The sequence below is a fragment of the Pseudomonas sp. GM55 genome (assembly GCF_000282395.1).
GTDB classification, from domain to species: Bacteria; Pseudomonadota; Gammaproteobacteria; order Pseudomonadales; family Pseudomonadaceae; genus Aquipseudomonas; species Aquipseudomonas fluorescens_CC.
This window is the reverse complement of sequence record NZ_AKJJ01000138.1, coordinates 1-13,805: the sequence shown is the minus strand read 5'-3', so window position 1 is coordinate 13,805 and position 13,805 is coordinate 1. Positions and strand designations below refer to the sequence as shown.

At 59.0% G+C, this 13,805-nt stretch carries 14 protein-coding genes and 1 pseudogene; 8 read left to right on the top strand and 7 right to left on the bottom strand.

All coding sequences use genetic code 11. The features are described from left to right. Positions 1 to 93 precede the first annotated feature (93 nt). The 3 genes from PMI31_RS26460 to lpxO form a co-directional block, all read right to left on the bottom strand. Positions 94 to 1,245, bottom strand: a complete 1,152-nt coding sequence (locus tag PMI31_RS26460; RefSeq protein ID WP_008022671.1) for a PQQ-dependent sugar dehydrogenase — start codon at positions 1,243 to 1,245, stop codon at positions 94 to 96. Positions 1,246 to 1,312: 67 nt separating this feature from the next. After that, entirely contained in the window at positions 1,313 to 1,654 is a 342-nt protein-coding gene (locus PMI31_RS26455) for a hypothetical protein (protein WP_008022669.1), read from the bottom strand. 106 nt (positions 1,655 to 1,760) lie between these two features. Beyond that, positions 1,761 to 2,660 (bottom strand): lipid A hydroxylase LpxO, encoded by a 900-nt coding sequence (lpxO, locus tag PMI31_RS26450; RefSeq protein WP_008022667.1) that lies wholly within the window; start codon positions 2,658 to 2,660, stop codon positions 1,761 to 1,763. Positions 2,661 to 3,148: 488 nt separating this feature from the next. Here lpxO and PMI31_RS26445 point away from each other — a divergent pair, with 488 nt between their 5' ends. Both PMI31_RS26445 and PMI31_RS26440 read left to right on the top strand, forming a co-directional pair. Then, positions 3,149 to 4,735, top strand: a complete 1,587-nt coding sequence (locus PMI31_RS26445) for an ABC-F family ATPase (RefSeq protein ID WP_033044478.1) — start codon at positions 3,149 to 3,151, stop codon at positions 4,733 to 4,735. Positions 4,736 to 4,966: 231 nt separating this feature from the next. Then, a complete protein-coding gene (locus PMI31_RS26440; protein WP_008022663.1) occupies positions 4,967 to 6,151 on the top strand; it encodes an MFS transporter in 1,185 nt (394 codons plus the stop codon). A gap of 463 nt (positions 6,152 to 6,614) precedes the next feature. Here the strand turns inward: PMI31_RS26440 and PMI31_RS26430 are convergent, their stop codons facing one another. Both PMI31_RS26430 and PMI31_RS26425 read right to left on the bottom strand, forming a co-directional pair. Beyond that, positions 6,615 to 7,652, bottom strand: coding sequence for an alpha/beta hydrolase family protein (locus tag PMI31_RS26430; RefSeq protein ID WP_008022659.1), 1,038 nt, complete (start codon positions 7,650 to 7,652; stop codon positions 6,615 to 6,617). Between the two features lie 168 nt (positions 7,653 to 7,820). Beyond that, positions 7,821 to 8,432, bottom strand: a complete 612-nt coding sequence (locus PMI31_RS26425; protein ID WP_008022657.1) for an FMN-dependent NADH-azoreductase — start codon at positions 8,430 to 8,432, stop codon at positions 7,821 to 7,823. Positions 8,433 to 8,563: 131 nt separating this feature from the next. Between PMI31_RS26425 and PMI31_RS26420 the strand changes: the two genes are divergently transcribed. After that, complete coding sequence (locus tag PMI31_RS26420) at positions 8,564 to 9,472, top strand: LysR substrate-binding domain-containing protein (protein WP_008022655.1); 909 nt, start codon at positions 8,564 to 8,566, stop codon at positions 9,470 to 9,472. Continuing rightward, positions 9,469 to 9,828 (top strand): MmcQ/YjbR family DNA-binding protein, encoded by a 360-nt coding sequence (locus tag PMI31_RS26415; RefSeq protein ID WP_008022654.1) that lies wholly within the window; start codon positions 9,469 to 9,471, stop codon positions 9,826 to 9,828. Before PMI31_RS26420 ends, PMI31_RS26415 begins: the two co-directional genes overlap by 4 nt. Positions 9,829 to 9,838: 10 nt before the next feature. Here the strand turns inward: PMI31_RS26415 and PMI31_RS26410 are convergent, their stop codons facing one another. After that, entirely contained in the window at positions 9,839 to 10,267 is a 429-nt protein-coding gene (locus PMI31_RS26410; RefSeq protein ID WP_008022652.1) for a DUF1294 domain-containing protein, read from the bottom strand. Then, complete coding sequence (locus PMI31_RS26405) at positions 10,264 to 11,094, bottom strand: undecaprenyl-diphosphate phosphatase (protein ID WP_008022650.1); 831 nt, start codon at positions 11,092 to 11,094, stop codon at positions 10,264 to 10,266. Before PMI31_RS26405 ends, PMI31_RS26410 begins: the two co-directional genes overlap by 4 nt. Before the next feature lie 401 nt (positions 11,095 to 11,495). Here PMI31_RS26405 and pnuC point away from each other — a divergent pair, with 401 nt between their 5' ends. From pnuC to PMI31_RS26385, 4 genes and pseudogenes are all read left to right on the top strand, one after another. Beyond that, on the top strand, positions 11,496 to 12,059 hold the full coding sequence (gene pnuC, locus PMI31_RS26400; protein ID WP_008022649.1) for a nicotinamide riboside transporter PnuC: 564 nt from the start codon (positions 11,496 to 11,498) through the stop codon (positions 12,057 to 12,059). Then, on the top strand, positions 12,056 to 12,580 hold the full coding sequence (locus PMI31_RS26395) for an AAA family ATPase (RefSeq protein WP_008022647.1): 525 nt from the start codon (positions 12,056 to 12,058) through the stop codon (positions 12,578 to 12,580). The genes pnuC and PMI31_RS26395 overlap by 4 nt, the downstream gene beginning before the upstream one ends. Positions 12,581 to 13,078: 498 nt before the next feature. Further along, complete coding sequence (locus PMI31_RS26390; protein WP_008022645.1) at positions 13,079 to 13,528, top strand: hypothetical protein; 450 nt, start codon at positions 13,079 to 13,081, stop codon at positions 13,526 to 13,528. Position 13,529: 1 nt separating this feature from the next. Next, positions 13,530 to 13,805: pseudogene (locus PMI31_RS26385) on the top strand (adhesin); the annotation flags it as partial.

The following is a 13,805-nucleotide window of genomic DNA, read 5'->3' as shown; positions in this document are numbered from 1 at the left end:
CCCTGACACCGCCGTCGCGAGCAAGCTCGCTCCTGCAGGGTATACATATCAAGTGTTCAAGCGGGGCTTGCTCGCGAAGGCGGCGGGGGAGTTTCACTTCAAGCCGACTTTATACAAGGCACCATCCTCTTCATCGGTCAGCACATACAAATACCCATCCGGCCCCTGTCGCACATCGCGAATGCGCTTTTTCAACTCCCCGAGCAATCGTTCCTCGTGTACCACCTTGTCGCCCTGGAACTCCAGGCGAATCAGTTCCTGGCTGACCAACGCGCCGATAAACACGTTGCCCTGCCAGGCCTTGAACTGATCGGCATCGTAAAACGCCATGCCACTCAGGCCCGGGGACTTTTCCCAGACATGGTGCGGGGAAACTGTGCCTTCGACGGTATCGCCCCTGGCTTCGGGAATCGGCAGACCGGAGTAGTTGATGCCATGGGTCGCCAGCGGCCAACCGTAATTCTTGCCACGCTCGATGATGTTGATTTCATCGCCGCCCCGAGGGCCGTGTTCGTTTTCCCACAGCGTGCCGTTCCACGGGTTGAGCGCCGCGCCTTGCGGGTTACGCTGCCCGTAGGACCAGATTTCCGGGCGCACGTTGGCCTGGCCGACAAAGGGGTTGTCCTTGGGCACCGTACCGTCCGGGTGGATTCGCACCACCTTGCCTTGCAGTTTGTCGAGGTCCTGGGCGGTCGGGCGGTCGTTGTTTTCCCCCAGGGTCACGAACAGATAGCCGTCGCGATCAAACACCAGCCGCGAGCCAAAATGGTTGCCGACCGAGAGTTTGGGTTCCTGACGCAGGATCACCTGGAAATCCTTGAGCGCCGCCATATCTTCGGAGAGCCGGCCACGCCCCACCGCGGTACCGGCCTTGTTACCCTCGCCCCCCCCTTCGGCATAAGACAGATACACCATCCGGTCCTGCTTGAAGTCCGGTGACAACGCCACGTCCAGCAAGCCGCCCTGCCCCTTGGCCCAGACCGTTGGCACGCCATTGAGCGGTGCCGACAGCTTGCCGTCGGCGGTGACCAGCCGCAGGTTGCCGGGGCGTTCGGTTACCAGCATGCTTTTACCATCCGGCAAAAACGCCAGCGCCCAGGGGTGCTCCAGCCCCGTCACGACAGGGGTGACCTCAAGGGTGCCAGCTTCGCTTTTCATCGTCTGGGTGGGCGCGGCAAGCACTGCAGCAGTGGCGCTGATCAATGCGCCGGCACAGACGATCGCCAATAATTTTTTGCGCAACATGCAGGATTCCTTTTCTGATCAACATGAAATCCGCTGAAAAATAGCGGGCAGACGACCTGCCGGCCACTCAACGGTTGTTGGTGCCGGTGTCTCGTGGTGGAGGATTGGGAATGAATTTTGGTGGGCTGGCGGGAACGGTCCGGTCGGGATAGCGATTACCGATGCCGCCGTTGTCCAGCGTCGGCGGGCGCGGGATCGGCACGGTATTGGGTCCGCGTATAGCCGGGGCACCGGGTTGGGTGCCTTGCATGCTGTTGGGATTGGCCCGGTGAATCGGACTGTTGTAAGGGTTGTTGTTGGTGCGGCCTGGCAGGTTCTGGGCCAATTGCAACGAAGTAGTGGCATCGGCCAGAGGACCCAATATGGCACTCAAGACCAGCGCAATGGCGCCAAACACGTATCGGTTCATGGGATGCCTCTCTACGTCGCGTGGATAAGGACTTCGATACCACGCTACGCCCGGGGTTCGGATTTGTTAACAAAAACCTCCCCGGGAAGATGTAACAGAACACCTCTCAGATCAGAATGAAGACCACCAGCAACCCGGCAAGGATCGACCACTTTTCGAGGTAGTACAGTGTGCGGTTACGCTTTTTCAGTTGCTTGCCGCGCAGGCGAACCTTGTAGATCCTGCCGAACAGTCGGTTGAGCCCGCCGGTCCTGTCGCCCGCCTCGTTCGGCGCACCAGCGGCCGACATGACATGGCGACTGAACCAGCGATTGAATGCCGCTGCCCACCGATACTTCATCGGCCGTTCGACGTCGCAGAACAAAATGATGCGATTGTGCGGCGTGGTGTTTTCCGCGTAATGAATGTAGGTCTCATCGAACATTACCGCTTCGCCATCGCGCCAGTGGTAGTTCTGGCCATCGACATTGATGTAGCAACCGTCGGCGTTGGGTGTATCCAGGCCCAGGTGATAGCGGTACGAACCGGCATACGGGTCGCGGTGGCGCACCAGTCTGGAGCCCGGTGGCAACTCGGCGAACATCGCCGCCTTGATCGAGTCAATGCCCTGCACCAGCTCCGTGGTGCGCGGGCAGAGCTTCATGGCCGACGGGTGGCTGTCGCCGTACCACTTGAGATAGAAGCGCTTCCAACCGCTCTTGAAAAACGAGTTGAAACCGACGTCATCGTATTGGTTCGAACGCTTGATCTCGCCGGCGTGAAGCAAATGCTGACCTTCGGCACGAATTTCTTCCCAGTGCGCCTGCAGCGGACGCAGGTCGGGGAAGTCGGCCGGGTCGAGATAGGGTTTGTTGGGGATTTTCGAGAACAGATAAAGAAAGCAGTTGATCGGCGCCAGAAACGTCGAGTGATCGCTCAACTGGCGACCCAGCTTATGGCGCACTTGACCACGCAGATGGACATACGCAATGGAAACAACGTAGATAACGGCAATGATCAGTTTCACGGAAATCGTCACACATCGGAAGTAAACAAACTGCACCCTTTACCGGCATCCCGGTCCCCGGGTCTTGTGCAGCGGCTGAATACGAAACAGAGGCCCTGTGGCGCCATCGAGCCATGCCGATGGTCGGCATCCGGCCGATAGATGGCATTTTAGCCTCAGTTTGTAACCAATAGTTAACCTGCAACGGCGAAAATGTCACCGCAAAATCCGCCAAAGCGTTGCACAGACCTCAACGCCCTATCGTTTAAAGAGCCAGACCAGTACAATCGCCGCCAAACTTTACGCGCCCCCAGGTTGAGAGCGGGAAACCTCCCCTTTCAGCGCACGTTGACTCGGGCCAGGCGCGCCACATGCTGCTGTCCACTTAATGCCAGATGGATCTTCCACTGCCGATCGGGATGAATGTCCCGGGGTCCGGACAGTGGAACGGGTACTGAACCGGTACTGCCGCAACCCTAGCTACTCTGAATGCTTCGCAGGAAAAACCTTTGATTTCTACAGCTAACATCACGATGCAGTTCGGCGCCAAGCCGCTCTTCGAAAACGTTTCGGTCAAGTTCAACGGTGGCAACCGTTACGGCCTGATCGGCGCCAACGGTTGCGGCAAGTCGACCTTCATGAAGATTCTCGGCGGTGACCTCGAGCCGTCCGGCGGCCAGGTCATGCTGGAGCCGAACGTGCGCCTGGGTAAATTGCGCCAGGACCAGTTCGCCTACGAAGAATTCACCGTGATCGACACCGTGATCATGGGTCACGAAGAGCTGTGGAAGGTCAAGGCCGAGCGCGACCGCATCTATTCGCTGCCGGAAATGAGCGAAGAAGACGGCATGGCCGTGGCCGAGCTGGAAACCGAATTCGCCGAAATGGACGGCTACACCGCCGAATCCCGCGCCGGTGAGCTGCTGCTGGGCCTGGGTATTCCACTGGAACAGCATTTCGGTCCGATGTCCGAAGTGGCTCCGGGCTGGAAACTGCGGGTGTTGCTGGCTCAGGCACTGTTCTCCGATCCGGAAGTGCTGTTGCTCGACGAACCGACCAACCACCTGGACATCAACACCATTCGCTGGCTGGAATCGATTCTCACCGTGCGTAACAGCACCATGATCATCATTTCCCACGACCGTCACTTCCTCAACAGCGTTTGCACCCACATGGCCGACCTGGACTACGGTGAGCTGCGCCTGTTCCCGGGCAACTACGACGAGTACATGACCGCGGCGACCCAGTCCCGCGAGCAATTGCTGTCGGACAACGCCAAGAAGAAAGCCCAGATTGCCGAACTGCAAACGTTCGTCAGCCGCTTCTCGGCCAACGCCTCGAAAGCCAAGCAGGCCACTTCCCGCGCCAAGCAGATCGACAAGATCCAGCTGGCCGAAGTCAAGCCATCGAGCCGCGTGAGCCCGTTCATCCGCTTCGAACAGACCAAGAAACTGCACCGCCAGGCCGTGACCATCGAGCAGATGTCCAAGGGCTTCGACGGCAAGACCCTGTTCAAGAACTTCAGCTTCACCGTCGAAGCCGGCGAGCGCGTGGCGATCATCGGCCCGAACGGTATTGGCAAGACCACCCTGCTGCGCACCCTGATGGGCGAGCTGACCCCGGACGCCGGTTCCGTGAAGTGGACCGAAAGCGCGGAGCTGGGCTACTACGCCCAGGACCACGCCCATGACTTCGAAGACGACGTCAGCCTGTTCGACTGGATGGGCCAGTGGACTCAGGGCGAGCAGATCATTCGCGGCACACTGGGTCGCATGCTGTTCTCCAACGACGAGATCCTCAAGTCGGTCAAGGTCATCTCCGGGGGTGAACAAGGCCGCATGCTGTTCGGCAAGCTGATCCTGCAAAAGCCGAACGTACTGGTGATGGACGAACCGACCAACCACCTGGACATGGAATCCATCGAGGCGCTGAACCTGGCGCTGGAAAACTATCCGGGCACGCTGATCTTCGTCAGCCACGACCGTGAGTTCGTATCGTCCCTGGCCACCCGCATCATCGAGCTGAGCCCTAACGGCGTGACCGACTTCAGCGGCACCTACGACGACTACCTGCGCAGCCAGGGTGTGGTGTTCTAAAACACCTCACTGCACTTGCATTTGTAGGAGCAGCCGGTCGACGCTCGATTGATCGCGAAAAACGTCTGGATAACGCGTGCATTCAGGTTGCACGCGTTATCGTTGTCGTCCATCGCGAGCAAGCTCGCTCCTACAGTCAGGTTACTCAGGAAATATAGTTAGCCTGCTTTCTTTTATCGCAACGCCGCGCCATCATGCAGCTCTCCCACCGCCGCCCGCGAACGAGCCCTCATGTCTGTGCAGCAAGCTGCTCCGCAAAGCTCCATGGCGATCACCCTGCAGATCGTCTCCATCGTTTTCTATACCTTCATTGCCTTCCTCTGCATCGGTTTGCCGATTGCGGTATTGCCGGGGTATGTCCACGAGCAACTCGGGTTCAGCGCCATCGTGGCCGGGTTGACCATCGGCTCGCAATACCTCGCCACCCTGCTCAGCCGGCCCATGGCCGGGCGAATGTCCGACAGCGTTGGCACCAAGCGCGCAATCATCTATGGCTTGGCGGGGATCGTGTTCAGTGGCGTGTTGACCTTGCTGTCGACCCTGTTGCAAGGCTTTCCCTTGCTCAGCCTGCTGATCTTGATCGCCGGGCGCCTGTTGCTGGGGATGGCCCAAGGGTTGATCGGTGTCGGCACCATCAGTTGGTGCATGGGCCAGGTGGGCGCTGAGCATACCGCGCGGTCGATCTCCTGGAACGGCATCGCGTCCTATGGTGCGATTGCCATCGGTGCACCGCTGGGCGTGGTGATGGTGCAACAACTCGGTTTCGCCAGCCTCGGCATCGCCCTGTCGCTGCTGGCCCTGGCCGCACTGCTGCTGATTCGCAACAAGCCCTCGGTACCCGTGGTGCGCGGTGAGCGCCTGCCGTTTTGGGCGGTGTTCGGGCGCATCGCGCCGTTTGGCGCGAGCCTGAGCCTGGCGTCCATTGGCTACGGCACCCTGACGACCTTTATCACCTTGTATTACGTCAATCGCGGCTGGACCGGCGCGGCCTACTGCCTGACCGTGTTCGGGGTGTGTTTCATTCTGTCGCGGCTGCTGTTCATTTCCAGCATAAGCCGCTTCGGCGGGTTCCCGTCGGCGATTGCCTGCATGGGCATTGAAACCGTCGGTCTGACACTGCTGTGGCTTGCACCGTCTACGGGTTATGCCTTGATTGGTGCAGGTCTGACCGGATTCGGCCTGTCACTGGTGTATCCGGCGCTGGGTGTCGAGGCGATCAAGCAAGTGCCCAACTCCAGCCGTGGTGCGGGCTTGAGTGCCTATGCGGTGTTTTTCGATCTGGCGCTGGCCATTGCCGGGCCACTGATGGGGGCGGTGGCGCTGAATCTGGGTTATTCGTGGATTTTCATTTGTGCCGCATTGCTGTCGTTAAGCGGTCTTGGCCTGACATTGTTACTGTCATTGCGGACTCAATAACCTGCTGAATCAAAAAATACAAAGCAACCCCGCAGATCCACTCTCGCGCAACATTCCGATTCGATTATTCAAGAACGACATTATTGTATTAATCATTGGATGCGACAAACTCTCCTGTACTTCAACCACATCCAAATCGATATACAGGAAAAATGTAATGCATATTAAAACCATAGCTCTCGTCACCCCGATGTTATTCGCACTTTACTCCACCGCTCACGCTGAAGAGTCCACACAAGGGCAGATCTGCCATAACGGAAAGTGCTGGAACATTGGAGACATAGGTAGCGAGTGCTGCCCGTTCAACAAAGAACCACGAACAAACACGATTTTCGAGATAACCGACACGGAAGTTAATGTCCTCAAAGAACAGGGTTCCAGCTACGACCAACAGCCTGGATAAATAGTTATTCAGCCAACGTCGCATTGAGACCTGATCATCCGCGTCGACTTGGGAAGAATCCTACTGATCTGCAGTTTGCATCCCTGCCCGAGTCGCGCGCCCCAGAGTGCGGGAAAAGAAACTACCCGCCTGAGAGATCAGGTTGCGGTGAATATCTTCGCGGTCGACACCATCGGCATCGATGCAGAGCGCAGGCATCACGCTGGTCTGCTCATCGTTGCACGGCGCCATGAACACAAAGTGCCCTGCCCCGGCCAGGAGTTTGAAGTCAGGCGCCGTCGGCAGTTTGCGCGCCAGTGCTGCGGCGTTCTTGTCGACAGCCACCAACTTGTCGCCATCACCGCTGTAAAGCAGCACCGGCACATGCACATCGGCCAGGGTGTGGCGGCCGAACTTCAGGCTCAACGGCGCCATCAGCATCAAGGCGTGGACACGAGGATCAGCCACCGGTTGCAGGTCGTCGCGGTCGACAATCAATTCACCCCGGGTGTTGCAGGCGTCGCGGTCATCGGGCCGCTCCTGGCAGTAACGGCGCAGGCGATCCAGGTCCGGGGTCGCGCCGGAGAGAATCAATGCGGTCTCGCCACCGGCCGAATAGCCAATGACGCCCACCTGATCGGCATTGACGAACGGCGACAGCATACGGTCGCCCAAGGTAGCGGTTATGGCTTCGGAAATCTGGATCGGCCGACCATACAGGTTACTCAAAGTACCGAGGCGGCTGTGGTCCCTGGAGTTGTCACCGGGGTGAATCACCGCCACCACGACAAAGCCTTTGCGTGCCAGCGACGTGGCGAGGTCGTGCAGGGCCAGCGGGGTGCCGGTGTTACCGTGGGACAGCATCAGCATCGGGAACCGGCCAATGGCGACTTTGGTGTCCTCCCCGGCTTCGACGGTGTAACCCTCGAGCTTGCTGGTGTGCTCCCAATCACTGGAAGGATAGAAGGCGATGGCGCGCATCGGCTGCAGGTCCAGCGGGTCAAGAAAAGTCATCTCATGGAAGCCGACGCTCCAGTGAGGATGCGGCGCAGGCGCGGCGTGCACTGTATTCAGGCTGCTGAGCAGACAAATCAGTAAAGTTGCACAAAGTCGCATCATCGGATGCCCCACCTTGTTACCGGACTTGAGACGTGAACCCTTGACTGCATAAGTCGAGCCACAATCTGAAACGACCAGAAACAAAAAACTCCGTAGCTGGTACTTGCGTAGCCAGAATACAGAGTTTTTTGGGGTGTTACCTGAACGGTTGCGTTCTTTACGCAAGCCTTACGCAGCGGCGAACAGTTGCTCGCTGATTTGCGCGTGAGCAGCGCTCATGGCTTTGTTGCGAACGTCGTCACCGTAAGCCAGGCCTTCGGCGCGGACGATTTCGATGTCGGTGATGCCGATGAAACCGAACAGCACCTTCAAATATTCTTCGTGGGCAACACCGGTTGCCTGACCGGCATGAATGCCGCCGGAAGTCGAGACAATCACGACTTTCTTGCCACCGCACAGGCCTTCAGGACCGGCTTCGGTGTAACGGAAGGTCTGACCGGCAACGGCGATGCGGTCGATCCAGGCCTTCAGTTGAGTCGGGATGGTGAAGTTGTACATCGGTGCGGCAATCACCACGGCATCGGCGGCAAGGAATTCGGCCAGGGTCGAGGCGCTCAGTTCAGCTTCGTGCTGTTGTGCGGCGTTGCGCAGCTCAGCGGTGGTGCCGGCGGCGACCAGAGTGGTGGCCGAGAAGTGGCTGATCGCGTCGGCGGCCAGATCGCGGTAAGTCACCACGGCGGTTGGCTCGGCGGCTTGCCAGGCTTTAACCACTTCGCCGCTCAACTGACGGGAAGCCGAGTTGTCGCCAAGAATGCTCGAATCGATATGCAGCAGTTTCATGTGGGATCTCCAAGTGAGGATCGCCCACAAGGGCGATCTGATGGGACTAATCCTACAGACGAAACCAATAGCTGATTAGACGGCAATAATGCGATAGTTCGTCTCACAGATAGAACAATCGGATTCACATCATGCAAGACCTCAACGACCTGTATTACTTCGCCAAAGTCGTGGAAGCCGGGGGATTCGCGGCAGCCGGACGATTGCTGGGCATCCCCAAGTCACGACTGTCACGGCGCATCGCCGAACTGGAAGAACGCCTTGGCGCGCGCTTGCTGCAACGCACCACTCGACAGCTGAAGCTGACCGCCGTGGGTGAACGCTACCTCAGGCACTGCCAGGCCATGCTGCTGGAGGCGGAAATGGCCGACGAAGCCGTGGCCAGCATGTCCAGCGAACCCCGCGGGCGTTTGCGGGTGTCCTGCCCGGTCGGGCTGGCCCACGAAATATTGCCGGGGGTGATCAGCGACTTTCTGGAGCGGTTTCCACAAGTCCAGCTGGAGGTCATGCTGCTCAACCGGCGGGTTGACCTGGTGAACGAAGGCATCGACGTTGCCCTGCGTGTGCGGGAACCGGGCGACGAAGACCCGCTGTTGGTCACCCGCCGCCTGCGTCAGGCGCAGATGCTGATGGTCGCCAGTCCCGGTTTTCTCGCTGGCCGTGAGATCAACCATCCCGAGGATCTGAAAAACCTGCCGGTGCTCGGCGCACTGGAAGCCGACCGCATGGTGCACATCCGCATGCTGGATCAAAAAGGCAAAAGTTGTGAACTCGCGCTCGAGGCCCGGTTGGGCATCGATGACTTTATCGTGCGCAAGGCCAGTACTCTCTCCGGCCTGGGCTTCACCATGCTGCCCATGATGTATTGCGAGCAGGAACTGCAAAACGGCTCACTGGTGCAGTTGTTGCCCGACTGGTCGTTGCCCGGTGGCTGGCTGCAAGCGGTCTATCCTCATCGACGCGGGGTGATGCCGGCGGTACGCGCCTGGATTGACCATCTGGTTGAATCCTTCAATGCCTGTGGGGAACGATTGTTATGAAGGCTGGACGGATGAGCGAAGAGGATGTCGCGCAATTTTGCCTCGCCCTGCCCGGAGCCCGGGAAGATTACAAATGGGGTGGCGTACGGGTGTTTTCGATTGCCGGGAACAAGATGTTCGCCTTGCAGGGCCTGCGGGGTGATTCCCTGGCCTTCAAGGTCGACAAGGATGTGTTTCTCGGTCATTGCGACCGCCCGGGGATTCACCCGGCGCCTTATCTGGCGCGTGCCCAGTGGATCATCATGGAAACGCCCTACCCGCTCGGCAGCGAAGAACTACAGGAATTGCTGCAGCGTTCCCATCAATTGGTGGTGAGCAGACTGCCAAAGCGCACTCAAGTCGGACTCTTGCTGTAGGGCTTCGTTATTAGAGCAAGGCGAACAGGTGTGCGCCAAGGAACAGGTGATCGATCCAGAACACCTGATGCAGTAGCACGATGATCCAGAACACCAGCTGGAACGAGACTTTGCGCGTTTTGTGCCGAAACACTTGCTGGGCCAGCAATGCGCCAGGCCAGCCTCCGGCAAACTCCAGCGCATGCAGGACATTCTCCGGCGTGCGCCATTGATCGGCACGGGCCTTGCGCTTGTCACTCCAGTACAGAAAAAACGTCATGACGCTGACGATGCCGTAGGCCCCCAAGGGAATCAGCGACTCCCCATGCAGCCATGACCACACCGAACCGGACAGCGGCAACACGCACAGGACTGCAAACACCAGCCACTTCAGCCGTGAATGGCGGACCTGTCCCCCGGACTGGCGTCCGGGGTTATTGCGCGCGCGCGAGTCACTCACGGCTTGGCCGCGCTCCAGTCAACCCAGCCGAATTGCCAGGTCGCCAGAATGAACAGGCCAAAAACGATGCGATACCAGGCAAACGCCGCATAGCTGTGGTTGGCGATGAACTTGAGCAACCCGCGAACCGCAATCATCGCGAAGACGAACGCCGTGACGAAGCCGACTGCGAACACCGGGAAATCCGCCGGGACAAACAGGTGACGGTACTTGTAGCCCGAATACACCGCTGCGCCAACCATGGTTGGCATCGCCAGGAAGAACGAGAACTCGGTAGCAGTCTTGCGCGACAGGCCGAACAGCAGCCCGCCGATGATCGTCGAGCCCGAACGCGAAGTGCCCGGGATCATCGCCAGGCATTGGGCGAAACCGACTTTCAGGGCATCTTTCCAGGTGATGTCATCCACTGTTTCGGCATGTACTTCGTGCTGGCGGCGCTCAGCCCACAACATGATGAACCCGCCCACGACCAGCGCCGTTGCCACGGTGATCGGATTGAACAGGTATTTGTGGATCAGGTCGGCGAAGATGACGCCCAAGACCACGGCCGGCAAGAACGCGATCAACAGGTTCGCGGTAAACCGCCGCGCACTCGGCTGGGTCGGCAGGCCGATAACCACGTCAAGGATCTTGCGTCGAAACTCCCACACCACCGCCAGGATGGCACCCAGCTGAATAATGATGTTGAACGCCATCGCCCGTTCGCCCCCGAAGTCGAGCAAGTCGGCGACGATAATCTGGTGGCCGGTACTGGAAATGGGCAGGAATTCGGTCAGCCCTTCTACAACCCCAAGAATCAATGCCTGAAAGGCGGTCCAAAGATCCATCAATCCCCCAAAAGGCGATGCGCGTCGGCATGCCCCGTTAGTATTTTTCAAAAGCTTTCATTGCGATCAGCGTACTGAAGCCCCACGCATCAAGGATCACCACAGCAGCGTAAAAATCCTGTGAAAAATCCACCCTGAATCTGGTTTACCCGCGCGGGGCCGGAATCCTAGCAGACAAGTCCGGGCGGCGCTCGTACAGGCTCATTCGACATGGCGTGGCTGGATGCTGGCAATGGTTTATGACAGGAACAAGAATCCGCGGCGATCGGACCTGTTGCAACCGGCAGGCAACCGGCAGGCCACGGCATATTTCAGGACCGCTTCACACTCCTTCACCACAAGATTGCGCACGCCATTCCGGTTACAATCGGCCCCCTCTTCGATTTCCCCAAGGAACCTCCATGTCCGGGCTTGAACTGTTTGCCGCCGCCCTCGGTGTCATTGCCGTCTGGCTGACGGTCAAACAGAACCCCTGGTGCTGGCCCATCGGCCTGATCATGGTGCTGCTCTATAGCTGGATCTTTTTTGAGGTGAAGCTGTATTCGGACATGCTGCTGCAAGTCGTCTATGCCGCCTTGCAGCTTTACGGCTGGTGGCAGTGGACACGGGTGGGTGAAACCACGCATGGCCGCGAAGTCAGTCGGCTCGATGGCCGGTCCGTGGCGGTGAGCCTCGCCATTGGCGCACTCGGCAGCCTGTTGCTGGGAGCGGCCATGGTCCGCTGGACCGACGCTGCGCAACCCTGGCTCGATGCGGCGCTGACCGGATTCAGCCTGGTGGCGCAGGTCTGGATGGCGCAAAAACGTGTCCAGTGCTGGCCGCTGTGGATCGCCCTGGATGTGATTTTCGTCGGGTTGTTCATCTATAAAGGCCTGTACCTGACCGCCACGCTGTACGGGTTGTTCACCGTTATCGCCGTGCAGGGCTGGCGCGAATGGCGCGCCGATCCGGCGTTGCACGCATGAAAGTCCTGGTACTCACAGGCCCCGAATCCAGCGGTAAAAGTTGGTTGGCGGCCGAGTTGCAACAGCGTTTCGGCGGGCTTCTGGTTGACGAGTATGTGCGCTGGTTCATCGAGCAGAACCCACGGGACACCAAGCTGGCGGACATTACGCCCATCGCCCGCGGTCAGTTGGCATGGGAAGACGAAGCGCGGGCGCAACAACCGTCCTTGCTCATCCTCGACACTCACCTGCTGAGCAATATCCTCTGGAGCCAAACCCTGTTTGGCGATTGCCCCGCGTGGATTGAACAAGCGCTTCTGGCCCGGCATTATGACTTGCACCTGCTGCCGTCGCCGGAACACGCCCAATGGACTGACGACGGTCAGCGTTGTCAGCCCCGATTGAGTGAGCGCCAGGCTTTTTTCGACCGGACCCTCGCCTGGCTTGAGCACCACGCACAACCGGTTCAAATACTGCACGGAGATTGGGCAGAACGCCGACTCCAGGCTCTGGACGCGGTGACCCGATTGCTCGACGCCTGACTGGCATTTGGGGGGATTTCCCCCACTCCCCCACCCTGTTTTGGGAAAAAATGTCCGGTCCTGAAACACCCTCCCTGTCTCAAACAGTCCGTTTCAACGCCATTCATCTTTTGGCCGGCGGATTTGTAAAGGGATTGATACAGGTTCACTGGAACCCTCATCCCAGTGGGTAATGCTGTTCAGTCAGGACTCTGTAGGAGCGAGCTTGCTCCGGGCGGCGTTCCGACCATGGACTCAAGGGCGCTGCGTTTAGTCAGTTAACACGCGGAATCGTTAGCGACCATCGCGAGCAAGCTCGCTCCTACAGGGGGTCATTGGAGCGGTGCATCCGCATTTGCAGGCTGCCCGCGACGGGCGCTGTCTCACGGATGAAACATCCCTGGCAAAGTGTTTTCTGACAAATTTCGTAAGCCATTGAATCAAAGCCATATTCAGAAACCGGCACAGCTTTCGCTCTGTCCCTTCCATGGCTGACTAGGGCCAGCCAGGAAAGAAGGAATGACCACTGTGGGGATTCTCAATAAAACAGGCTTGAACTGCCTCCTGCTGATCGCGAGTGTTGCCAGTACTGTTCTCGGTTCGAACGTACAAGCCGAAGGCAACGGTGTCATCGTGCTCGATCGTTCCATTCACACAACGCCTATCGGTCGCAGTGGCGGCCGGGATCCGAACCCGAACAACACTGTCAATGCCAATCCATCGGCCCGCGTCACCGGCGAACTCAGTGACGCCGACATTGCCGGGGTCACCACCGGAACGGCCCTTCGCCACAACAACGGGCAAAACCTGGGTGGCCTGCAAGGCCTCAACGTCGTCACCAACCCCAATGGTTTGCCCGGCATGTCCGTCGGCAACGGGGGTGGCAGTGGCGGCGCCATTTCCGGAACCATCAATCGTGCCATGAGCAGTGGCCTCGGGTCACTGGGCAGAATGGCCGGAGGCCAATGAGATGAGTCGTTCCCTCCTGTTACTGACCCTGCTCGGCTGCACCGGCGTGATGGCCGATTCGGGCGTCAGTTCGGTGAACAACGCCACCCTCCAGGATTCCGGTGCTCAATACCGCGGCAACTTCAATGTCAACCAGGCGGCTGGCGATCAACAGCAGCAGGCCAACGTCCGCGCGATCGCCATTGGTACCCAGGCCGGTGCGACCACCAGTGTCCAGCAGAAAATCACCTCGCCCGCCAATCCGTCGATGGATGCGACGGCCACTATCGGCGGGCTC

What these genes read in the sequence shown, in the direction of transcription:
- PMI31_RS26460 (WP_008022671.1), bottom strand. Translation starts at nt 1,245, where the DNA reads ATGTTGCGCAAAAAATTATTGGCGATCGTCTGTGCCGGCGCATTGATC.
- PMI31_RS26455 (WP_008022669.1), bottom strand. Translation starts at nt 1,654, where the DNA reads ATGAACCGATACGTGTTTGGCGCCATTGCGCTGGTCTTGAGTGCCATA.
- PMI31_RS26440 (WP_008022663.1), top strand. Translation starts at nt 4,967, where the DNA reads ATGTCTGTGCAGCAAGCTGCTCCGCAAAGCTCCATGGCGATCACCCTG.
- PMI31_RS26430 (WP_008022659.1), bottom strand. Translation starts at nt 7,652, where the DNA reads ATGATGCGACTTTGTGCAACTTTACTGATTTGTCTGCTCAGCAGCCTG.
- PMI31_RS26425 (WP_008022657.1), bottom strand. Translation starts at nt 8,432, where the DNA reads ATGAAACTGCTGCATATCGATTCGAGCATTCTTGGCGACAACTCGGCT.
- PMI31_RS26420 (WP_008022655.1), top strand. Translation starts at nt 8,564, where the DNA reads ATGCAAGACCTCAACGACCTGTATTACTTCGCCAAAGTCGTGGAAGCC.
- PMI31_RS26415 (WP_008022654.1), top strand. Translation starts at nt 9,469, where the DNA reads ATGAAGGCTGGACGGATGAGCGAAGAGGATGTCGCGCAATTTTGCCTC.
- PMI31_RS26405 (WP_008022650.1), bottom strand. Translation starts at nt 11,094, where the DNA reads ATGGATCTTTGGACCGCCTTTCAGGCATTGATTCTTGGGGTTGTAGAA.
- pnuC (WP_008022649.1), top strand. Translation starts at nt 11,496, where the DNA reads ATGTCCGGGCTTGAACTGTTTGCCGCCGCCCTCGGTGTCATTGCCGTC.
- PMI31_RS26395 (WP_008022647.1), top strand. Translation starts at nt 12,056, where the DNA reads ATGAAAGTCCTGGTACTCACAGGCCCCGAATCCAGCGGTAAAAGTTGG.
- PMI31_RS26390 (WP_008022645.1), top strand. Translation starts at nt 13,079, where the DNA reads ATGACCACTGTGGGGATTCTCAATAAAACAGGCTTGAACTGCCTCCTG.